At 68.3% G+C, this 19,719-nt stretch carries 19 protein-coding genes; 9 read left to right on the forward strand and 10 right to left on the reverse strand.

Annotated features, from left to right (window positions below):
• Positions 1 to 85: 85 nt before the first annotated feature.
• Positions 86 to 511 (forward strand): GlcG/HbpS family heme-binding protein, encoded by a 426-nt coding sequence (locus tag N5I32_RS03085; protein WP_261493923.1) that lies wholly within the window; start codon positions 86 to 88, stop codon positions 509 to 511.
• Positions 512 to 585: 74 nt separating this feature from the next.
• Here the strand turns inward: N5I32_RS03085 and N5I32_RS03090 are convergent, their stop codons facing one another.
• Positions 586 to 1,083 carry a fasciclin domain-containing protein gene (locus N5I32_RS03090; RefSeq protein ID WP_261493924.1) on the reverse strand — a complete coding sequence of 166 codons (498 nt, stop codon included), beginning with the start codon at positions 1,081 to 1,083 and terminating at the stop codon, positions 586 to 588.
• A 59-nt stretch (positions 1,084 to 1,142) separates the two neighbouring features.
• A complete protein-coding gene (locus N5I32_RS03095; protein WP_261493925.1) occupies positions 1,143 to 1,637 on the reverse strand; it encodes a fasciclin domain-containing protein in 495 nt (164 codons plus the stop codon).
• 160 nt (positions 1,638 to 1,797) lie between these two features.
• Here N5I32_RS03095 and N5I32_RS03100 point away from each other — a divergent pair, with 160 nt between their 5' ends.
• Entirely contained in the window at positions 1,798 to 2,385 is a 588-nt protein-coding gene (locus tag N5I32_RS03100; RefSeq protein WP_261493926.1) for a helix-turn-helix domain-containing protein, read from the forward strand.
• An 82-nt stretch (positions 2,386 to 2,467) separates the two neighbouring features.
• Positions 2,468 to 3,250 (forward strand): gamma-glutamyl-gamma-aminobutyrate hydrolase family protein, encoded by a 783-nt coding sequence (locus tag N5I32_RS03105; RefSeq protein WP_261493927.1) that lies wholly within the window; start codon positions 2,468 to 2,470, stop codon positions 3,248 to 3,250.
• A gap of 42 nt (positions 3,251 to 3,292) precedes the next feature.
• On the opposite strand, the gene kynA is transcribed toward N5I32_RS03105, so the two are convergent.
• The 3 genes from kynA to kynU form a co-directional block, all read right to left on the reverse strand.
• Complete coding sequence (kynA, locus tag N5I32_RS03110; RefSeq protein ID WP_261493928.1) at positions 3,293 to 4,126, reverse strand: tryptophan 2,3-dioxygenase; 834 nt, start codon at positions 4,124 to 4,126, stop codon at positions 3,293 to 3,295.
• Positions 4,127 to 4,283: 157 nt separating this feature from the next.
• Positions 4,284 to 4,757, reverse strand: a complete 474-nt coding sequence (locus tag N5I32_RS03115) for a GNAT family N-acetyltransferase (protein WP_261493929.1) — start codon at positions 4,755 to 4,757, stop codon at positions 4,284 to 4,286.
• Positions 4,757 to 5,953 (reverse strand): kynureninase, encoded by a 1,197-nt coding sequence (gene kynU, locus N5I32_RS03120; RefSeq protein WP_261493930.1) that lies wholly within the window; start codon positions 5,951 to 5,953, stop codon positions 4,757 to 4,759. Before kynU ends, N5I32_RS03115 begins: the two co-directional genes overlap by 1 nt.
• A gap of 132 nt (positions 5,954 to 6,085) precedes the next feature.
• Here kynU and N5I32_RS03125 point away from each other — a divergent pair, with 132 nt between their 5' ends.
• The 4 genes from N5I32_RS03125 to N5I32_RS03140 all read left to right on the forward strand — a co-directional run bounded on the left by N5I32_RS03125 (position 6,086) and on the right by N5I32_RS03140 (position 11,114).
• Positions 6,086 to 6,526 carry a methyltransferase family protein gene (locus N5I32_RS03125; protein WP_261493931.1) on the forward strand — a complete coding sequence of 147 codons (441 nt, stop codon included), beginning with the start codon at positions 6,086 to 6,088 and terminating at the stop codon, positions 6,524 to 6,526.
• Positions 6,527 to 6,640: 114 nt separating this feature from the next.
• Complete coding sequence (locus tag N5I32_RS03130) at positions 6,641 to 8,212, forward strand: Re/Si-specific NAD(P)(+) transhydrogenase subunit alpha (protein ID WP_261495912.1); 1,572 nt, start codon at positions 6,641 to 6,643, stop codon at positions 8,210 to 8,212.
• 16 nt (positions 8,213 to 8,228) lie between these two features.
• The gene (locus N5I32_RS03135; RefSeq protein WP_261493932.1) at positions 8,229 to 9,662 is read left to right on the forward strand and encodes an NAD(P)(+) transhydrogenase (Re/Si-specific) subunit beta; all 1,434 of its coding nucleotides are present in this window, start codon (positions 8,229 to 8,231) and stop codon (positions 9,660 to 9,662) included.
• 144 nt (positions 9,663 to 9,806) lie between these two features.
• Positions 9,807 to 11,114, forward strand: coding sequence for a DUF3422 family protein (locus tag N5I32_RS03140; protein ID WP_261493933.1), 1,308 nt, complete (start codon positions 9,807 to 9,809; stop codon positions 11,112 to 11,114).
• A 44-nt stretch (positions 11,115 to 11,158) separates the two neighbouring features.
• On the opposite strand, the gene N5I32_RS03145 is transcribed toward N5I32_RS03140, so the two are convergent.
• From N5I32_RS03145 to N5I32_RS03165, 5 genes are all read right to left on the reverse strand, one after another.
• Positions 11,159 to 12,070: an ABC transporter permease gene (locus N5I32_RS03145; protein ID WP_261493934.1), complete on the reverse strand. Its 912-nt coding sequence runs from the start codon at positions 12,068 to 12,070 to the stop codon at positions 11,159 to 11,161.
• Positions 12,063 to 13,070, reverse strand: a complete 1,008-nt coding sequence (locus N5I32_RS03150; RefSeq protein ID WP_261493935.1) for an ABC transporter permease — start codon at positions 13,068 to 13,070, stop codon at positions 12,063 to 12,065. The genes N5I32_RS03145 and N5I32_RS03150 overlap by 8 nt, the downstream gene beginning before the upstream one ends.
• Before the next feature lie 98 nt (positions 13,071 to 13,168).
• Positions 13,169 to 14,872: a peptide ABC transporter substrate-binding protein gene (locus N5I32_RS03155; protein WP_261493936.1), complete on the reverse strand. Its 1,704-nt coding sequence runs from the start codon at positions 14,870 to 14,872 to the stop codon at positions 13,169 to 13,171.
• Complete coding sequence (locus N5I32_RS03160) at positions 14,869 to 15,933, reverse strand: ABC transporter ATP-binding protein (RefSeq protein ID WP_261493937.1); 1,065 nt, start codon at positions 15,931 to 15,933, stop codon at positions 14,869 to 14,871. The genes N5I32_RS03155 and N5I32_RS03160 overlap by 4 nt, the downstream gene beginning before the upstream one ends.
• Before the next feature lie 35 nt (positions 15,934 to 15,968).
• Positions 15,969 to 16,973 (reverse strand): ABC transporter ATP-binding protein, encoded by a 1,005-nt coding sequence (locus N5I32_RS03165; protein WP_261493938.1) that lies wholly within the window; start codon positions 16,971 to 16,973, stop codon positions 15,969 to 15,971.
• Positions 16,974 to 17,206: 233 nt separating this feature from the next.
• Between N5I32_RS03165 and argE the strand changes: the two genes are divergently transcribed.
• Both argE and N5I32_RS03175 read left to right on the forward strand, forming a co-directional pair.
• A complete protein-coding gene (gene argE / locus N5I32_RS03170) occupies positions 17,207 to 18,376 on the forward strand; it encodes an acetylornithine deacetylase (protein ID WP_261493939.1) in 1,170 nt (389 codons plus the stop codon).
• Positions 18,373 to 19,716, forward strand: a complete 1,344-nt coding sequence (locus tag N5I32_RS03175) for an NAD(P)/FAD-dependent oxidoreductase (protein ID WP_261493940.1) — start codon at positions 18,373 to 18,375, stop codon at positions 19,714 to 19,716. The genes argE and N5I32_RS03175 overlap by 4 nt, the downstream gene beginning before the upstream one ends.
• Positions 19,717 to 19,719 lie beyond the last annotated feature (3 nt).

Here is a 19,719-nt window from a genome sequence, read left to right on the forward strand (position 1 = left end):
GGGGCAGGGAGACGGGGGAGGGAAGCCGGGGGCGCTGCCCCCGGACCCCCGGAGTATTTGGGCCAGAATGAAGGGGGAGCGGAGCATGGAGATCGGGATCGAACGGGCGCGCACGATCATTGCGGCGGCGCTGGCGGCGGGGCAGGCCGCGGGCATGAAGCCGCTGTCGGTCGTGGTGCTGGATGCGGGCGGCCATCCGGTCGCGTTCGAGCGGGCGGACGGCGCCTCGCCGGGGCGGTTCGAGATCGCGCGCGGCAAGGCTTACGGCGCGGTGATGCTGGGCATGGGCGGGCGCGCGCAGGCGGAGCGCGCGGCGCAGGGACCGGCCTTCATGGCGGCGGTGAACGGCGCCTTCGGCGGCCGGGTGATCCCGGTTCCGGGCGGTGTGCTGGTGCGCGACGCGAACGGGCGCGTCCTGGGCGCGGTGGGGGTCACCGGGGACACGTCGGACAACGATGCGGAGGCCGCGCTCGCGGGCATCGCCGCGGCTGGCCTGCACGGCGAGGCTTGAAGCAATAGGTGGAAGGGCCGGAGCGAGCCCCGGCCCCTGTGAAACCTGAGCAGCCCGGGTGCTGCGGTTGCCGTTTACCGCGATGGCGGCAGCAACACCGAGTCGATCACGTGGATCACCCCGTTCGAGGCGGCGATGTCGGCCGAGGTGACATGGGCCTTGTTCACCCGCACGCCCTTGCGGCCGTCGACATGGACGGTCGCGCCCTGGACTGTCGCGACATCCAGCCGCTTGCCGGCCAGCTGGTCCGAGGTCACCGCCCCCGGCACGACGTGATAGGTCAGGATGGCCACGAGTTCGTCCTTGTTCTCGGGCTTGAGCAGCCGCTCGACGGTCCCTTCGGGCAGCGCGGCGAAGGCGGCGTTGGTGGGCGCGAAGACGGTGAAGGGGCCGTCGCCCTTGAGCGTCTCGACGAGGCCCGCGGCCTTGACCGCGGTGACGAGCGTTGAGAAGTCGCCGTTCGCGGCGGCGATGTCGACGATGTCGGGGTCTTTCGGCGGCATCGGGGCGCAGGCGGCAAGTGCGGCGACGGAGAGGACGGAAAGCGCTGAGAGAACGAGGCGGCGGTTCATGGCTGTGCCTTTCGTATGGGGAAGGGCGCCCGGAACCGGGCGCCCGATGGCAGTGGGGATCAGTTGGCCGGCGGCAGGATCACGGCGTCGATGACGTGGATCACGCCGTTCGTCGCCGCAATGTCGGCGCTGGTGATGTTGGCGCCGTTCACCTTGGCGCCGCCTTCGGTGGTGATCGTCACCTCGGCCCCGTTCACGGTTGCGGCCTTCATGCCGTCACTGAGGTCGCCCGACATCACCTTGCCGGCGACGACGTGGTAGGTGAGGACGGCGGTCAGCTGGTCCTTGTTCTCGGGCTTCAGCAGGTCCTCCACCGTGCCGGCGGGCAGGGCGGCGAAGGCCGCGTCGGTCGGCGCGAAAACGGTAAAGGGGCCTTCGCCCTTCAGCGTCTCCACCAGCCCGGCGGCCTCGAGCGCGGCGGCAAGCGTGGTGAAGTCGCCCGCGGCGACGGCGGTGTCGACGATGTCGGCCGACTGCGCGACGGCGGGCAGGGCGGAGAGGGTGAGGGCGGTGGCAAGGCTGAGCGGCTTGAGCGATCTGGTCAGAAGGGTCATGTCGGTTCCTTTCCTCGGTGTTGACCCGCGCGGACTGCGCGAACGAATTTGAATAAAGTGCAAAACATTTGCTTTTCAAGAAATTTTTAGTAAAAAGAAATTGATTATCACTGTGTTCAAAAAGCGGGCAGTCTGGTTTCATCCGAGGAGAAAGCGGGCCATGATTTCCGAAACCCTGGGCGACAGGATCGACCAATACCGAATCGGCGCGAAGGTGCGCGGGCTCCGGGCGTCGAAGTCGATGGGGTTGATGCAGCTTGGCGCCCATACCGGGCTGTCGGCAGGCATGCTTTCGAAGATCGAGACCGGGCAGGTCGTGCCGACGCTGCCCACACTGATGCGGATCGCGCTGGTCTTCGGTGTCGGGTTGGAGCACTTCTTCGTCGCCCCGGTGGCGCCGATCCTGGAGATCGTGCGGCAGGAAGACCGTCTCAGGCTGCCGGTGCCGCCACAGGGCGCGCCCGCCTATTTCTTCGAAAGCCTCGACTTTCCGGTGCGCGATCGCCCGATCGAGAGCTATCTGGCGGAGTTTCCCGCAGATGCGCCCGCCTCCGCGCCGCACCGGCATGGCGGGGTCGAGCTGATCCTTGTCCTGTCGGGCGTGCTGATCCTGTCCATCCATGGCCACGACCATCGCCTTGCCGCGGGGGATTCGGCCTATTTCGAGGCCGACCACGACCACGGCTATGCCTCTGGCGGCGACGAAGCGGCGCGGGTGGTCGTGGTCGTTTCCGGGGCGCAGGGCTGAACACGGTTTGTGCGCGCCGACCCTCGACCCCGGCGGGACGGGGGAGTAATCTCGCGCCAAGGGAAACAGGTGCGGATCCGCCATGCGACGGCCCATTGTCGGCATCATCGGCAACAACAACCTTCTTAACGACGAATACCCGGTCCATACCGGCGGGTTGATGAACTCGATGGCCGTGGCGCAGGTCGCGGGCTGCATGCCGCTGGTGATCCCCTCCGATCCGCGGCTGGTCACGGTCGAGGAACTGCTTGACCTTTGCGACGGCTTCCTGCTGACCGGGGGACGGCCGAATGTCCACCCCGAGGAATACGGTGAGGCGCCGACCGAGGCGCACGGGGCCTTCGACCGCTGCCGCGATGCGATCACGCTGCCGCTGGTCAGGGCCTGCGTGGCGCGGGGGCAGCCCTTCTTCGGCATCTGCCGGGGCTTTCAGGAGGTGAACGTGGCGCTGGGCGGCACGCTCCACCCCGAGATCCGCGACCTGCCGGGCCGGATGAACCACCGCATGCCGCCAGAGGGCACGCTGGAGGAGAAGTTCGCCCTGCGCCACGCGGTGCGGTTTTCGGACGACGGGCCGTTCCGCCGGCTTCTGGGCGCGGCGGAGGTGATGACGAACACGCTGCACGGGCAGGGGATCAAGACGCCGGGCGCGCGGGTCGTGATCGACGGCTGGGCCCCGGACGGGACGCCCGAGGCGATCTATGTCGAGGGCGCGCCGGGCTTCACGCTGTCGGTGCAGTGGCACCCGGAATACAATGCCGCGACCGATCCGGTATCGCGGCCGCTGTTTCTGGCCTTCGGCGAGGCCGCGGCGCGATGGGCCGCGGCACGGCAGCCGGTGGCGGACAGGGTGCGGATCGCCTGACGGCCCGCCTGTCCGGACGGGCAGCCCGTGGCCGCGGCGTGGTCAGAGTGCGGTGCGCACCCGCCAAAGCTCCGGGAACAGTTCGACCTCGAGCATCCGGCGCAGGTAGGGCACGCCGCCGGTGCCGCCGGTGCCGCGTTTCAGGCCGATCACACGCTCGACCGTGGTGACGTGGTTGAAGCGCCAGCGGCGGAAGTAATCCTCGAAATCGACCAGCTTCTCGGCCAGTTCGTAAAGCGCCCAGTGGTCCTCGGGGGCGCGGTAGACGGTGGCCCAGACCTGCATGACGCCGGCATCTTCCGCCCAGGGCTGGCGGAAGTCGCGGTTCAGCACCGCCTCGGGCACCGGCAGGCCGGCGCGCGCGGCGACCCTGAGTGCCTCGTCATAGAGCGAGGGGCGGGCAAGTTCGGCCTCGAGCTTTGCCAGGATGTCGGGCCGGTGGGCATGCGGGCGCAGCATCGCCGCGTTGCGGTTGCCGGCGGCGTATTCGATCAGCCGGTACTGCCAGGACTGGAAGCCCGAGGACTGGCCAAGCGCGGCGCGGAATCGGGTGTAGTCCGAGGGCGTCATCGTGCGCAGCACGTCCCAGGCGGAGTTCAGCTGTTCCATGATGCGGGCGACGCGCGCCAGCATCTTGAAGGCCGGTTGCAGCGCGTCCCGCGCCATCGCCGCGCGGGCGGCGGCCAGTTCGGTCAGCGCGAGCTTCATCCAAAGCTCCGAGGTCTGGTGCTGGATGATGAACAGCATCTCGTCCTGCGCGTCGCTGAGCGGTGCCTGCGCGGTCAGGATCGCGTCGAGCTTCAGGTAGTCGCCATAGCTCATGCGGCCGTCGAAGGACATCTGCGCGCCTTCGGCCGAGGGGTCATAGGTGGTCATGGTGGTCTCCGTGGAAAAGGTCCGGGAAGGCGTCCCGTCAGGGGCCGATCCTACAGGTTTTCCGCGGCGATGACGGCGCTTCTGCCGATCCTGCGCCATAGCCCCGCCCAGGCGCCGGGTCGCGCCAGCCGGGGTTCGGTGCGGAAGGTCTCGGTCCTCATGGCCGTGGCCCGAGGTCGAGCGACATCAGGAACGTCTCGTAAGTCTGCCCGTCAACAACGAAATTCTCGGCCGCGTCGACCTGCCAGCCCTGCTTGGCGAAGAAGCGGCGGGCAAGGTGGCTGGCGCGGACGGTCAGGCGGGGCAGCCCCTCGGCGCGGGCATGGTCGAGAAGCGCGCGGTAAAGCGCGTCGGCCACGCCCTTTCCCATGACCTCGGGCAGGACGAAGGCCATGTCGAGGTAGCCCTCGCGATCCAGCGACATGAAGCCGGTCATGCCGCTTTCGTCCTCGGCCACCCAGCACCACTGGTCGATCTGCGGGTCGGGCTCCGCCCAGTCCGGCTCGGGTGAGGGCGCCCAGACGGCGCGCTGTGCCGCGTCGTAGAAGGGGGCCGCGCCCTCGCGAACGGCGCGGTAGAAGACCTGCGCCTTCGCGGCCCGGTCTTCCGGGCGATAGGCGCGGACCCGCATCAGGTCACCTTGGCGCGGGCCTTGAACGCGGGCTGGTCCCACAGCCCCTCGTCCATGATCCGCTTCAGGATCGCGACCGCGCCCGTCACGTCCGCCGTCGAGGTGTAAAGCGGCGTGAAGCCGAAGCGCAGGATGTCGGGGGCGCGGAAGTCGCCGATGACGCCGTGGGCGATCAGCGCCTGCATGATCGCGTAGCCCTCGGGGTGGCGGAAGCTGACCTGGCTGCCGCGCGCCGCGGGATCGCGGGGCGAGGCGAGCGTCAGGGCAGGGCAGGCGGCCTCGACGGCGGCGATGAAGGCCTCGGTTAGCTCGATCGAGCGGGCGCGGACGTCGGCCATGTCGACCCGGTCCCAGATGTCCATCGAGGCTTCGAGGGCTGCCATCTGCAGGATCGGCGGCGTGCCGACCCGCATCCGCTCGATCCCCGCGCCGGGGCGGTAGTCGAGGTCGAAGGCAAAGGGCGCCTCGTGTCCCAGCCAGCCCGACAGCGCCGGGCGCACCTGCGCGGCCAGGCGCGGGGCGATGTAGATGAAGGCCGGGCCGCCGGGGCCGGAGTTCAGGTACTTGTAGGTGCAGCCCACGGCGAAATCGGCGCCGCTGCCGGCCAGGTCCACCTCGACCGCGCCGGCCGAATGGGCCAGGTCCCAGACGACAAGCGCGCCGGCCGCGTGCGCCTTCGCGATAAGGCGCTTCATGTCGTGCCGGCGCCCGGTGCGGTAGTCGACCTCGGTCAGCATCAGGACGGCAAGGTCGGGGGTGATCGCTGCCTCGACCGCCTCGGGGGCGACGGTGCGCAGTTCGTAGCCCTGGCCAAGGGTGCGCACCAGCCCGTCGGCCATGTAGAGGTCCGAGGGGAAGTTGCCGGTGTCCGACAGGATCACGCGGCGGTCCGGGCGCAGGTCGAGCGCGGAGGCGAGCGCCTGGTAGACCTTGATCGACAGCGTGTCGCCAAGGACGACCGTGCCGGGTTCCGCCCCGATCAGGCGCCCGATGCGGTCGCCGAGCGCGCGCGGCTTGTCCATCCAGCCGGCGCGGTTCCAGGCGGTGATGAGCATGTCGCCCCATTCGTCCTCGACGCAGCCGCGGACACGTTCGGCGGCGGCGCGCGGCAAGGGCCCGAGCGAGTTGCCGTCAAGATAGATCACGCCCGCGGGCAGGTGGAACAGGGCGCGCGTGGCGGCAAAGTCGGTGGTCATGGCAGCTCCCGGAAATTGTTTCATGCTTAAAACATTTTCCCCGACTCGCCAAGGAAATTCGCATCCCGCCGCAGAGGGCGCTTGCGGATGGCGCCGTGCAGGCTAGGGTCCGACAGGCGAGGGGAGTTGGCGATGGGTTCCTTGAAGGCGATCGACTATCCGCCGGTCTGGCTGGCCGCGTTTCTGGGCGCAAGCTGGGCCCTGGGGCGTATCCTGCCCCTGCCGGGCCTGCCGGTGACGGGCCTGATCCTGGCCGGCTGCGGTGTGGCGCTGATGGTCGCCGCGCTGGTGCAGATGATGCTGGCGCGGACGACCTTCGTGCCGCGAAAGGAGCCCCGGACTCTGGTCAGCCGCGGCGTCTTCGCGATGTCGCGCAACCCCATATACCTTGGCGACGCGCTGATTCTGGCGGGGCTGTCGCTTTACTGGGGCGCGCTTCTGGCGCTGCCGCTGGTCGCGGTCTTCGTCGCGATCATCAACCGCCGCTTCATCCGGGGCGAGGAAGCGGTGCTGCGCCAGAGCTTCGGCGCAGAGTTCGATGCCTATTGCGGGCGCACTCGGCGCTGGCTCTGATGTCCAAATAATCGTTGCCGCATCGCGGCATCGTCGGTAACAAACTTGCGCAATGACGTCGATGGCGGATCGCACCACAAGGACGGGATCGGCCGCAGCGGGAAGGGAGAGACAGTGAAGATCGGGGCACCACGGGAAACCTTCGAGGGCGAGGCGCGCGTCGCGATGACGCCGGACTCCGCGCTGCAACTGCAAAAGCTGGGGCATCAGTGCTTTGTCCAGTCCGGCGCGGGCGCTGCGGCGGGCTTTTCCGATGCGCTTTACGCCGCGGCCGGCGTGACGGTGGTTCCCACCGCCGCCGACCTTCTCGACGCCGTCGACATCGTCGCCAAGGTTCGCCCGCCGAGCGAGGCGGAGGCGGGGATGCTGAAGAAGGGCCAGACGCTGATCTCCTTCTTCTACCCGGCGCAGAACAAGGCGCTGCTCGAGGCTTGCAAGGACCGGGGCGCCACCGTCATCGCGATGGACATGGTCCCGCGCATCAGCCGCGCGCAGAAGATGGACGCGCTGTCGTCGATGGCCAACATCGCGGGCTACCGCGCGGTGATCGAGGCCGGCAACAACTTCGGCCGCTTCTTCACGGGCCAGGTAACGGCGGCGGGCAAGGTGCCCCCCGCAAAGGTGCTGGTCGTCGGCGCGGGCGTTGCAGGGCTGGCCGCGATCGGCACCGCGACCTCGCTTGGTGCCATCGTCCACGCCTTCGACGTCCGCCCCGAGGTGGCCGAGCAGATCGAGTCGATGGGCGCGAGTTTCGTCTTCCTCGAGTTCGAGGAGGCGCAGGACGGCGCCGCCACGGGCGGCTATGCCGCGCCGTCGAGCCCGGAGTTCCGGGAAAAGCAGCTGGCGAAGTTCCGCGAGCTGGCGCCCGAGATGGACATCGTCATCACCACCGCGCTGATCCCCGGCCGCGACGCGCCGAAGCTCTGGCTCGCCGACATGGTGGCGATGATGAAGCCGGGCTCGGTCATCGTTGACCTTGCGGCCGAACGCGGCGGCAACTGCGACCTGACCGTGCCCGACCAGCGCATCGTCAGCGACAACGGCGTCATCGTCATCGGCTACACCGACTTCCCCAGCCGCATGGCCGCGCAGGCCTCTACCCTTTACTCCACCAACGTCCGCCACATGATGGCGGACCTGACGCCGGCCAAGGACGGGGTCGTCAACCACAACATGGAAGACGACGTCATCCGCGGCGCGACTGTCACGCACGAGGGCGCGATCACCTTCCCGCCGCCGCCGCCGAAGGTGCAGGCGATCGCCGCCGCGAAACCGCGCGAGAAGGTCAAGGAACCGACGCCGGAGGAAAAGCGCGCGGCCGAACGGGCGGCGTTCCGGGCGCAGACGCGCAGCCAGGTCACGCTGCTGACGCTGGGCGGGGCGCTGATCCTCCTGGCGGGCCTTTATGCGCCGGCAAGCTTCATGAGCCATTTCATCGTCTTCGTGCTGGCCGTCTTCGTCGGCTTCCAGGTGATCTGGAACGTCTCGCATTCGCTGCACACGCCGCTGATGGCGATCACCAACGCGATCTCGTCGATCATCATCCTCGGCGCGCTGATGCAGATCGGATCGGGGTCCTTCCTCGTCATCCTTCTGGCCGCGCTCTCGGTGTTCATGGCCGGCATCAACATCTTCGGTGGCTTCATGGTCACCCGGCGCATGCTCGCCATGTTCCAGAAATCCTGAGCGGGGGGGCGTGCACATGGATCACGGTTTCACCACGGCCGCCTATGTCGTCGCGGCGGTTCTTTTCATCCTCTCGCTCGGCGGGCTCTCGGGCCAGGAAAGCGCCAAGCGCGCGGTCTGGTATGGCATCTTCGGGATGGCGCTGGCGGTGGCCGCCACGCTCTACGGTCCGGGCTTCGGCCTCTGGTGGCTGTCGGTTGCCCTGATCGCGGGCGGCGGGGCCATCGGCTGGGTGGTCGCGCAGCGCGTGCAGATGACCGAGATGCCGCAGCTTGTCGCGGCGATGCATTCGCTCGTGGGTCTGGCGGCGGTCTTCATCGGCTTCAACGCCCATATCGAGGCCGCGAACGTCGCCGCGATGGACGAGGCGGCGCGTGCCGCGGTCGAGGGCTTCGCCGCCGTCCTCGCCCACAAGACGCCGGTCGAGCTGTCGATCCTGCGGGTCGAGCTGTTCCTTGGCGTCTTCATCGGCGCGGTGACCTTCACCGGCTCGGTCATCGCCTTCGGCAAGCTTGCGGGCAAGGTCGACGGCAAGGCGCGGAAACTCCCCGGCGGGCATGTCCTGAACGCGGGCGCGGCGATCGGGTCGATCCTTCTGCTGCTGGTCTACCTGAACGGCGGCGGGATGTGGGCGCTTCTGCTGATGACGCTACTGGCCTTCTTCATCGGCTACCACCTGATCATGGGGATCGGCGGCGCCGACATGCCGGTCGTCGTCTCGATGCTGAACAGCTATTCCGGCTGGGCGGCGGCGGCGATCGGCTTTTCGCTCTCGAACGACCTGCTGATCGTCGTTGGCGCGCTGGTCGGCTCCTCGGGTGCGATCCTCAGCTACATCATGTGCAAGGCGATGAACCGCAGCTTCATCAGCGTGATCCTCGGCGGCTTCGGCAACACCACCGGTCCGGCGATGGAGATTGCGGGCGAACAGATCGCCATCGACGCCGAAGGGGTGGCCGCGGCCCTGAACGACGCCGACAGCGTCATCATCATCCCCGGCTACGGCATGGCGGTGGCGCAGGCGCAGCAGTCCGTGTCGGAACTGACGCGCAAGCTGCGCGCCAAGGGCAAGAACGTGCGCTTCGCCATCCACCCGGTCGCGGGGCGGCTTCCCGGCCACATGAACGTGCTCCTGGCCGAGGCGAAGGTGCCCTACGACATCGTGCTCGAGATGGACGAGATCAACGAGGACTTCCCGGAAACCGACGTCGCCATCGTCATCGGCTCGAACGACATCGTGAACCCGGCCGCGCAGGAGGACCCGAACAGCCCCATCGCCGGCATGCCGGTGCTGGAATGCTGGAAGGCCAAGCAGGTCTTCGTGTCGAAGCGCGGGCAGGGGACGGGGTATTCGGGTATCGAGAACCCGCTGTTCTACAAGGAGAACACGCGGATGTTCTACGGCGACGCCAAGAAAAGCCTCGACAGCCTTCTGCCGATGATCGAGTGACGGCGTTCGGCCTGTGACCGGAAATGCAGCGCCCCGCCCAAAGGCGGGGCGTTTTTCATGCCGGGGCGTTGCAGAAAGGCAAGTATACCGCGGTGTGCCCGCGCAAGGCCGATGCGGGGCATGCAAGCGGCCGCCGGACGCGCTATGTCGCCCCTCATCACTACGGGCAGCACCATGATCGACGACCATCCCCTGCGCTATGCGCTCGTGAACGAGCTTCACGCCCGGCCCTTCCCCTCGCTCGAGGTGCCGTGCCAGGCGGTCTATCTCGCGGTGAAGGAGCCGATCGACGCCTACAACCGCGACCGTGCCCGCGACCGCGCGCATCTTCTGGCGCTGCTGGACCGGCACGGCGCGGCGCATCCTGGGCCCGAGGCGACCCACCACGCGGCGCGGATCGGCAAGCACGACCTGAAGTGGGAAAGCCACACCGAGTTCGTGACCTATTCGGCCTTCTCGCGCGGGCTTTCGGCGCGGGCCTTCGATCCGCACGGGGCCGAGGTCTTTCCGCTCGACTGGATGGCGCAGGCGCCGGGGCTGAGGCTCGCCTCGGTCCTTGTCAGGGTCGAGCATCTGCCCGACGACCCCGCCGAGGTGCGGGCGCGGCTGGACGAGTGGTTCGTGCCCGAAAGCCTGGCCTGTTCCTGGGTGCTGGACGAAAGCGCGATCATCGCCGGTGACTTCCAGATCGACCCTGCGGGCCAGATGCGCTTTGCCGTCTTCGTGCGCCCCGGCGCAGGCGCCCGGCGCGTCGGCCGCATCGTCCAGCGCCTGTGCGAGATCGAGACCTATCGCGCCATGTCGATGCTGGGGCTTGGCCGCGCGCGCGAACTGACAAGCCACCTGAACGCGCTGGACCCCAAGCTGTCGCAACTGGTCGCGGTGATGGCCGACAAGACCCGCCCCTCGGAGGAGACGCTGCACGACCTGCTGGAGATCGCGGCGGGGCTGGAAAGCCTGGCGGTGCGCCACTCCTTCCGCTTCGGCGCGACCGGCGCCTACGAGGCGCTGGTGAACCAGCGCGTGCAGATTCTGCGCGAGACGCGGTTCATGGGGCGCCAGACCTTCGCCGAGTTCATGATGCGTCGCTACGACCCGGCGATGCGCACGGTGAAATCCGCCGAACGCCGCCTGGGCGAGATGGCCGAGCGCGCCGAAAGGGCGGGCGAGTTGTTGCAGACGCGCGTCGATGTGGAACGCTCCGCGCAGAACCAGAAGCTGCTGGAAAGCATGGACCGCCGCGCCGACCTCGCGCTCCGGCTTCAGCACACGGTCGAGGGGCTGTCGGTGGTGGCGATCAGCTATTACGCCGTCTCGCTCGCCGCCTACCTCTCCTATCCGCTCGCGAAGGCGCTGGGGTTCGGCAAGGAAACCGTGGTCGCCGCCCTGGTCCTGCCGGTGGTGGCGCTGGTCGCGGTGATGGTGCGGCGGATCCGGCGGTCGATGCACTGACCGCCGGGGAGGGCGGGGCCGTCCCGCACCGCCTACCGCGCGGCCTACCGCCCCCGGATGCGCGGGTCGAGCGCGTCGCGCAAGCCGTCGCCGATGTAGTTGACGCTGAGCACGGTGAGCGAGATGGCAAGGCCGGGGAAGATCACCCGTTCGGGGTAAAGCTGCATGTATTCCAGCCCCTCGTACAGCAGCCGTCCCCAGGTCGGGAAGTCGGGCGGGAAGCCGAGGCCGAGGAACGACAGCACGCTTTCGGTGATGATCGCTTCGGCCACGCCCAGCGTCGCCGCCACCATGACGGGCGAGACGACGTTGGGCAGGATGTGGCGCAGGATCACGCGCCGCGGCGAGGCGCCGATCGCGCGCGAGGCCAGCACGTATTCGCGTTCCTTCAGCGCCAGCACCTCGCCCCGCACGATGCGCGCGGCATGCATCCAGCTGGTCACGCCGATGGCGAAGACGATCAGGATGAAGGCCCCCATCTCCGGCCCCAGCACGCGCGCGATCTTGTCGCGGAAGAGCATGACCATGACGAGCAGGAGCGGGATCAGCGGCAGCGCCAGGAACATGTCGGTCAGCCGCATCAGGATGCCGTCGAGCCGCTTGAAGTAGCCGGCCAGCACGCCGACGAAGGTGCCGAGGAAGATCGCGATCATCATCGCGATGAAGCCCACCGCAAGGCTGACCTTGCCCGCCGCCATCATCCGCGCCAGCTGGTCGCGGCCAAGCTGGTCGGTGCCCATCGGAAACCGCAGCGAGGGGCCGAGGTTCTTCGACTTCAGCGCCTCGGCCACCTTCAGCTTCTCGGGCTGCCAGACCAGCGGGCCGATCACCACGAAGACCACCAGCAGCGCCAACACGATCAGCCCGAACATCGCGCCCTTGTGCTTGCGGAACTGCGACCAGACCGCGGCGCGGAAGCTCTCCGGCGGGGCGATGCCGATGTTGGTATCAGTCATAGCGGATCCTCGGGTCGAGCATGCCGTAGATGAGGTCGGCGATCAGGTTGAAGGTCACGATCAGGATCGCGAAGATGAAGGCCAGCGTCTGCACCATCGGCAGGTCGTTGCCGCGGATAGCCTGGATCAGGGCCGAGCCGATGCCGTTCACGCCGAAGAGGTTCTCGGTGATGATGGCGCCGCCGAAGATCGAGGGGATGCCGAGCGCGATCACGGTCACCACCGGGATCAGCGAATTGCGCAGGACGTGCTTGAGGACCACGGTCCGTTCGCTCATCCCCTTGGCGCGGGCGGTGCGGACATAGTCCTGGCCCATGTTCTCCAGCATGGAGGAGCGCATGTAGCGGCTGATCGCGGCGGCGTTGGCCAGCCCCAGCACCATCACCGGCATCGCCATCTGCCGCACCTGTTTCCACAGGCTGTCCCAGTCCGTCACCGACAGCGTGGTATCGTACTTGGTCGGGAACCAGCCCAGCCAGACCGCGAAGATGATGATGAAAAGCGTGCCGGTGAAGAAGGTCGGCACCGAGAAGCCGATCATCGCGAACATGGTGCCGAACTGGTCGAAGACCGAATACTGGCGGTAGGCGGAATAGATCCCGATCGGCAGCGCGATCAGCACGCCGACGACATAGGCGGTGCCGATCACGATCAGCGTCTGCGGGATGCGGTCGGCGATGATCGAGAAGACCGGAGAGCGGCTCTGATAGCTGATGATGCGCTGCATGCCCTCGGCAAAGGAGGTGCCGAACATCGCGTCGACGCCGTTCAGCGGCTCCACCCAGAAGAACTGCTTCAGCCACAGCAGGTAGCGCACATGGATGGGCTCGTTCACGCCAAGCGCCTCGAGGATCTTCATGCGCACCTCCGGCGGCACCGTCAGCGGGATTTCCGATGCGGGGCTGCCGGGGGCAAGATCGACGAGGAAGAAGATGACCAGACTGATCAGCAGAAGCGTCGGGATGGCCAGGAGAAGCCGTCTCAGCGTGTAGTTGAGCATGGGCGGACGCCTTTGGTCAGCAGTCTGTTGCGGAAAGTGCGGGGGCCTTTCGGCCCCCGCTGTCGGGACGGATCAACGGGTCCGCCCTTGATGACGGATCACTTCACGCGGAACCAGTCCTGGGCGTTCCAGAGTTCGGTGTCCCAGGTGTTCAGCACCACGCCGCCGAGCGTGTTCGAGGCTGCCGAAAGACGGCCGCGATCCACCAGCGCCACAACCGTGTAGCTGTCCTTGGTCAGCATGTCGTTCAGCTTTTTCGCGATCTCGCCGCGCTTGGCCATGTCGGCGGTCTTCGACAGTTCGTCCACCAGCGCGTCATAGGCGGGGTCGCAGAAGCGGTTGATGTTCTCGCCCTGCCACTGGTTCTCAGGCCCCGGGATCTTGTCGCACTTGTACTGCGCCAGATAGGGTTCCGGGTCGGTGCCGTCGAAGTTGTTGGCGTACATTTCCACGTCCGCATAGAACTTCTGGAACGTGTCGGGCGAGCCTGCGTCGCCGCCGAAGAAGACCGAGGCGTCGATGTTCTTCAGTTCGACCTCCACGCCCAGTTCCGTCCACCAGTCCTTGATCACGGCCTGGAAGTCCTGGCGAACCGGGTTGGTCGAGGTCTGGTAGACCACGCGCAGCTTGGCGCCGTCCTTGTCGCGGACGCCGTCGCCGTCGCTGTCGGTCCAGCCCGCTTCCTCGAGCAGCGCCTTGGCGCCTTCCATGTCCTGGGCCAGGCAATCGGTGTTGTCGGAGGCGAACATCTCCGGCGCGGGCACCAGGTTGCAGGTCGGCCGGCCGGCCGAGCCGTAGCCGATGTCGACCAGGATCTGCCGGTCGATCGCCATCGACAGCGCCTTGCGCACGCGCAGGTCGGACAGGAACGGATGCGGATGCTTGGTGGTCGAACGCTCACCCTCGGCCAGGTCGGGCGAGGGGTCGGTCATGTTCATCTCGATCCGCTCGACCAGCGTGCCGAAGCCATTGAGAAGCACGCCCTTGCCGGCCGCCGACATCTGCGCCTGCTGCTCCGGGTTGATCTGGGTGTTCCAGGCATAGTCAAACTCGCCCGTTTCCAGCACCGCGCGCGCCGCCGCACCCGCGTCGCCGCCGCCCTTGACCGTCATCGTCGCGAAGGCGGGCTTGGCCGCGTCGCGGTAGTTGGGGTTGGCGGCCAGTTCCACCACGTCGTTCACCTTGAAGTCGGTGACCATGAAGGGGCCGGTGCCGATCGGCTTGAAGTTCTGGTCGGTGCAGGTCGAGGCCGCGGCACCGAGGCAGTTGGCGAACTGCGCCGCCTGCAGGATGGGCGAGGTGCCGCCGACGAAGGCGGTGTATGGGTTGGGCTTGGGCGCCGCGAAGGTGATGACGACGGTCAGGTCGTCCGGCGTCTCGATCGAGGAAATGCCTTCATAGCGCGCGGCCTGCGCGCAGCCGCCTTCGGGATGGGTGCAGTATTCGTAGGTGAACTTGGCGTCGGCCGAGGTGACGGGCGTGCCGTCCGACCAGAGAAGGCCCGGCTTCAGCTTCCAGGTGATCTGGGTCAGGTCGGCGGTGATGCCGCCGTTCTCCACCGTCGGGATGGATTCGGCCAGGCGCGCGATGACCTCGCCCTTTTCGTTGAAGCCGGCCATGCCCTCGAGCACGAGCGAGGCGGTCTCCACGTCCTTGGTGCCGGAGGAGAGGTAGGGGTTCAGGATCGACGGCGCCTGCCAGTACAGGACGTTGACATGCCCGTCGGCCCCGCGTTCGGCGAAGGCCGCGGGGGCGAAGGCCAGGACGGCCGCCGCGCCCATGAGGGCGGTTCTCAGTTTCATTGTGTTGCTCCTTGTTGGTTGCGCTCGTGATCCTCGGGCGCGCCGGTTGATCCGGCGGCGGCTGTTGTCTCGTAAAGGTGGCAGGCGACGAAGCGGCCCGGCTCGATCTCGCGCAGGGCGGGCTTGACGGACTGGCAGATGTCCATGACGCGCGGGCAGCGGGTGCAGAAGTTGCAGCCCTTCGGCGGATTGGCGGGCGAGGGGACGTCGCCGGTCAGGATGATGCGCTTGCGCGCCGTCTCGATCTCGGGGTCCGGCTCTGGCACCGCCGACAGAAGCGCCTGCGTATAGGGATGCATGGGGCGGTCGTAGAGCGCGTCGCGCGGCGCCAGTTCCGCGATCCGGCCCAGATACATCACCGCGACCCGGTCGGCGATGTGGCGCACCATCGACAGGTCGTGGCTGATGAACAGGTAGGTGAGCCCAAGCCGGTCCTGCAGATCTTCAAGCAGGTTGACCACCTGCGCCTGGATCGACACGTCGAGCGCCGCGATCGGTTCGTCGCAGACGATGAACTTGGGGTTGAGCGCCAGCGCGCGGGCGATGCCGATCCGCTGGCGCTGGCCGCCGGAAAACTCGTGCGGGTAGCGGTTGGCGAAGTTGCGGTTCAGCCCCACGGCATCCATCAACTCGTAGATGCGGTCCAGCTTCTCGGCCTTCGACATCTGCGTGTGTTCGTCCAGCGGCTCTCCGATGATGCCGGCGACCGTCATCCGCGGATTGAGGCTGGCCTGCGGATCCTGGAAGACCATCTGCATCGCTGGGCGGAGCGGGCGCAGCGTCTGAGCGTCGGCTGCACCGATATCGACGCCGTCGATGCGGATCGACCCCGCGGTGGGGTCGTAAAGGCGCAGGATGACGCGGCCGCAGGTCGACTTGCCGCAGCCCGATTCCCCCACAAGCCCCAGCGTCTCGCCCTCGTAGATGTCGAAGCTGATGTCGTCGAGCGCCTTCACATCGCCGACCTTGCGACGCAGGACGCCCGCGGTGACCGGGAAATACATCTTCAGCCCGCGAACCTCGACCAGCTTGCGCCGGGGGGTGTCGGCACGATCAAGCATGGCGTTCCCCCTGCCGGGCGCGCGGGGCGGTGCGGTCAGCCATCCTGCCAGTCCTCCGTGCCAGGATCCCAGAAGCAGGCGACGTCATGGCCCGGCCCAACCGGCCGCCGGGCGGGGTTCTCGCGCTCGCAGCGGGGCATCGCGTGCCCGCAGCGGCCGCGGAAGGCGCAGGCCGCGGGTTCCGCCTTGAGGATCGGCGGTTGCCCCTCGATCACGTTCAACTTGGCGGCGCGTTCCCCCCGGACCGTGGGCACTGTCTTGAGCAGTGCGCGGGTGTAGGGGTGGCGGGGGTTCGCGAACAGTTCCTTCACCGGCGCCTGTTCGACGACCTGGCCGCCGTACATCACCATCACCCGGTCGGCGATGCCGGCGATGACACCCAGGTCGTGCGTGATCCAGACGATGGCCATACCCAGCTTCTGGCGCAGTTCCCGCACCAGTTCGAGGATCTGCGCCTGGATCGTCACGTCGAGCGCCGTCGTCGGTTCGTCCGCGATCAGCACCTTGGGGTCGCAGGCCAGCGCGATGGCGATCATCACCCGCTGCCGCATCCCGCCCGAGAACTGGTGCGGATAGTCGTCAAGCCGCCGGCCTGCGTCCGGGATCCCCACCAGATCAAGGAGTTCCCGCGCCCTGACCCGCGCCGCCCGCTTGTCGAGGCCCATGTGCTTGCGCAGCGGCTCCATGATCTGAAAGCCCACCGTGAAGACCGGGTTGAGCGAGGTCATCGGGTCCTGGAAGATGAAGCCGATGCGCGCGCCGCGCACCGAGCGCAGGTGATCCTCGGAGCATTTCAGCAGATCGGTGCCGTCGAACATGACCGACCCGCCCCGCACATCCGCGGGCGGTGAGGGCAAAAGCCCGATCAGCGACATCATCGTCACCGACTTTCCCGAACCGCTTTCGCCCACCACGCCCAGAAGTTCCCCCGGGCGCAGGTCGAAACTGACGGAGTTGACGGCGTGAACCTCGCCCCCCCGCGTCCTGAAAACGGTCTTCAGGCCCCTGACATCAAGGACGGGCTCGGCCCCATCGGGCATGGAAACTCCCCAGTCGATCTCGTTCTTCGTTTTTTCCCGGTCGGATGCCGGGTTTGTGATGGCTGAGTGTTAGCGATTTTCAATCGCCCGGCAACTCTCAAAGTGGACTCCATTCCGTCAGGTCAGGCGCTACACTCTGTCGTGCCGCACCGGCAGCTTGACCATGGCCGGCGCGCGCGCCAGTGTGGCGCCGAAATGGCACCGGGGACACCGGCGCACGGAAGGGGCAGGACATGGCCACGGAACTCGCACGGGCGGCGCGCCCGATCCTCGACCGGCTGGTGGCGTTCCCGACCGTCAGCCGCGACAGCAACCTGGCGCTGATCGACTGGGTCGAGGGCTATCTTGCCGGGTTCGGTGTGACTTCGCATCGCGTCCCCAACGCGGACGGCACGAAGGCGAGCCTTTATGCCTCGGTCGGGCCGGAGGTGGCGGGGGGGATCGTCCTTTCGGGGCATACAGATGTCGTGCCGGTCGACGGCCAGGCCTGGACCTCCGACCCCTGGACGGTGACCGAGCGGAACGGCCGCCTTTACGGCCGCGGCACCTGCGACATGAAGGGATTCGACGCGCTGGCGCTGGCCGCGGTGCCGCTGGCGCTGCGCTCTGGGCTGAAGCGGCCGTTGCAGATCGCGCTGTCCTATGACGAGGAGGTGGGCTGCGAGGGCTGCGTCGGCATGGTCGTGGAGATGGCTGCGCACCTGCCGCGCGCCGCGGCCGTCATCGTCGGTGAACCCTCGCGGATGAAGGTGGTGACCGGGCACAAGGGCGGCGCGGGCTATCATGTGCATGTGAAGGGGTTCGAGGTCCATTCCTCGCTCATGCATCGCGGTGTCAGCGCGATCATGGAGGCTGCGCGCCTGATCGGCTGGGCCAACGACCGCAACGCCGAGAACGCGGCCCGGGCGCCGGGGCCGCTGGCGCAGGCGTTCGATCCGCCCTGGACCACGGTGCATGTGGGCCAGATCGCGGGCGGCACCGCGCACAACATCACCGCCGCCGACTGCCGGCTGGGCCTCGACTTCCGCGTCGTGCCGGGCGAGTCGGTGGCGGACTGGCTGGCCGCGTTCGAGGCCGAGGCGGCGCGCCTTCAGGCGGCGATGCAGGCGGTCCGGCCCGAGGCCGGGATCACGCTGCGCCGCTTCTTCACCGTGCCGCCGCTGGTCCCCGAGGCCGAGGGCGCGGCCGAGGCGCTGGCGCGGCGGCTGACCGGCGACAACGCGCCCCATGTCGTCAGCTACGGGACCGAGGCCGGGCATTTCCAGAAGAACGGTTATTCCTGCGTCGTCTGCGGGCCGGGCGACATCGCCCAGGCGCACCAGCCCGACGAATACATCGATGTGTCGGAATTCGAGGCGGGTGCGGCCTTCCTGGAAAACCTCGTCGCGGAGCTTTGCCGGTGACACCCTTCCCGATCGGACTTCACACCCCCGCCCGCTTCACCCCGCCTCTGCCCGACCGGGCCGATGTGGTCGTCATCGGCGGCGGCATCGCCGGGGTCATGACCGCCTGGTTCCTCGTCAGCGCCGGGCAACGGGTGGTCCTGTGCGAGAAGGGGCGGATCGCGGGCGAACAGTCGTCGCGCAACTGGGGCTGGGTTCGGAAGCAGGGCAGGGATCCCGCCGAGATTCCGCTGGTGGCCGAGGCGCAGCAGATCTGGGCGGGCCTGGCCGAGCAGGTCGGGCAGGACCTGGGCTACCGGCAGACCGGCGTCCTCTACATAGCCAACACGGTAAAGGACATCGCCCCGCACGAAGCCTGGATGGTCCATGCCCGCGCCCACGGCCTCGACACCCGGTTGCTGAGCAAATCCGAACTGGACGCGATGGTGCCGAGCGCCGCCAACTGGGCCGGCGGGCTCTGGACCGCGTCGGACGGGCGGGCGGAGCCCTGGGTGGCGGTGCCCGCCATCGCGGCGGCGCTGGCCGCGCGCGGCGCGGTGATCGCCGAGGATTGCGCGGTGCGCGCGCTTGACCGCAAGGCGGGCCGCGTGGCGGGCGTCGTCACCGAACGGGGCCGGATCGCGGCCGATCACGTCGTGCTGGCGGGTGGGGCGTGGTCGGGGCTTTTCGCCCGGGCCGAAGGCGTCCATCTGCCGCAACTCATGGTTCGCGCCAGCGTCTGCGCGACCGAACCTTTGCCCGAGGTCTTCGCGGGCGCGGCGGCCGACGGCACCTTCGCCTTCCGCCGCCGGCAGGACGGGGGCTATACGCTCGCCCCCGCCGATTTCCACGAATTCCTGATCGGCCCGGACGCCTTCCGCCACCTCGCCGTGTACCGCCCCGGCCTGCGCACGCCCGTCCGCGGCACGCGCTTCCTGCCCGCCGCGCCGAAGGGTTTCCCCGATGCCTGGTCAACCCCGCGCCGCTGGTCCGCCGACGCGGTCAGCCCGTTCGAGCGGATGCGGGTCCTGGACCCCGCGCCCTACGCCCCCCGCGTCGAGCGCCTGCGCGCGGACTTCGCGCGCACCTTCCCCGCGCTCGGCCTGCCGAGGCTCCGCACCGCCTGGGCCGGCATGATCGACACCATGCCCGACGTGGTGCCGGTGATCGACCACGCCGCGGGCACACCGGGCCTGACCATCGTCACCGGCCTGTCCGGCCACGGCTTCGGCATCGGCCCGGCGGTGGGGCGCATCGCCGCCGACCTTGTCCTCGGCCGCGCGCCGGGGCACGACCTGAGCCGGTTCCGGCATTCCCGATTTACCGACGGGTCAAGAATTACCCCCGGCCCGTCACTCTGAGCC

The sequence above is a fragment of the Albidovulum sediminis genome (genome assembly GCF_025380365.1).
GTDB lineage: Bacteria > Pseudomonadota > Alphaproteobacteria > Rhodobacterales > Rhodobacteraceae > Albidovulum > Albidovulum sediminis.

Bases quoted from the DNA above. Each gene is read 5' to 3' on its own strand.
- argE (WP_261493939.1), top strand. From the start codon at position 17,207: ATGGCCACGGAACTCGCACGGGCGGCGCGCCCGATCCTCGACCGGCTG.
- N5I32_RS03145 (WP_261493934.1), bottom strand. From the start codon at position 12,070: ATGACTGATACCAACATCGGCATCGCCCCGCCGGAGAGCTTCCGCGCC.
- N5I32_RS03150 (WP_261493935.1), bottom strand. From the start codon at position 13,070: ATGCTCAACTACACGCTGAGACGGCTTCTCCTGGCCATCCCGACGCTT.
- N5I32_RS03105 (WP_261493927.1), top strand. From the start codon at position 2,468: ATGCGACGGCCCATTGTCGGCATCATCGGCAACAACAACCTTCTTAAC.
- N5I32_RS03085 (WP_261493923.1), top strand. From the start codon at position 86: ATGGAGATCGGGATCGAACGGGCGCGCACGATCATTGCGGCGGCGCTG.
- N5I32_RS03155 (WP_261493936.1), bottom strand. From the start codon at position 14,872: ATGAAACTGAGAACCGCCCTCATGGGCGCGGCGGCCGTCCTGGCCTTC.
- N5I32_RS03140 (WP_261493933.1), top strand. From the start codon at position 9,807: ATGTCGCCCCTCATCACTACGGGCAGCACCATGATCGACGACCATCCC.
- N5I32_RS03125 (WP_261493931.1), top strand. From the start codon at position 6,086: ATGGGTTCCTTGAAGGCGATCGACTATCCGCCGGTCTGGCTGGCCGCG.
- kynA (WP_261493928.1), bottom strand. From the start codon at position 4,126: ATGACCACCTATGACCCCTCGGCCGAAGGCGCGCAGATGTCCTTCGAC.
- N5I32_RS03090 (WP_261493924.1), bottom strand. From the start codon at position 1,083: ATGAACCGCCGCCTCGTTCTCTCAGCGCTTTCCGTCCTCTCCGTCGCC.
- N5I32_RS03165 (WP_261493938.1), bottom strand. From the start codon at position 16,973: ATGCCCGATGGGGCCGAGCCCGTCCTTGATGTCAGGGGCCTGAAGACC.
- N5I32_RS03160 (WP_261493937.1), bottom strand. From the start codon at position 15,933: ATGCTTGATCGTGCCGACACCCCCCGGCGCAAGCTGGTCGAGGTTCGC.
- kynU (WP_261493930.1), bottom strand. From the start codon at position 5,953: ATGACCACCGACTTTGCCGCCACGCGCGCCCTGTTCCACCTGCCCGCG.
- N5I32_RS03095 (WP_261493925.1), bottom strand. From the start codon at position 1,637: ATGACCCTTCTGACCAGATCGCTCAAGCCGCTCAGCCTTGCCACCGCC.
- N5I32_RS03115 (WP_261493929.1), bottom strand. From the start codon at position 4,757: ATGCGGGTCCGCGCCTATCGCCCGGAAGACCGGGCCGCGAAGGCGCAG.
- N5I32_RS03100 (WP_261493926.1), top strand. From the start codon at position 1,798: ATGATTTCCGAAACCCTGGGCGACAGGATCGACCAATACCGAATCGGC.
- N5I32_RS03135 (WP_261493932.1), top strand. From the start codon at position 8,229: ATGGATCACGGTTTCACCACGGCCGCCTATGTCGTCGCGGCGGTTCTT.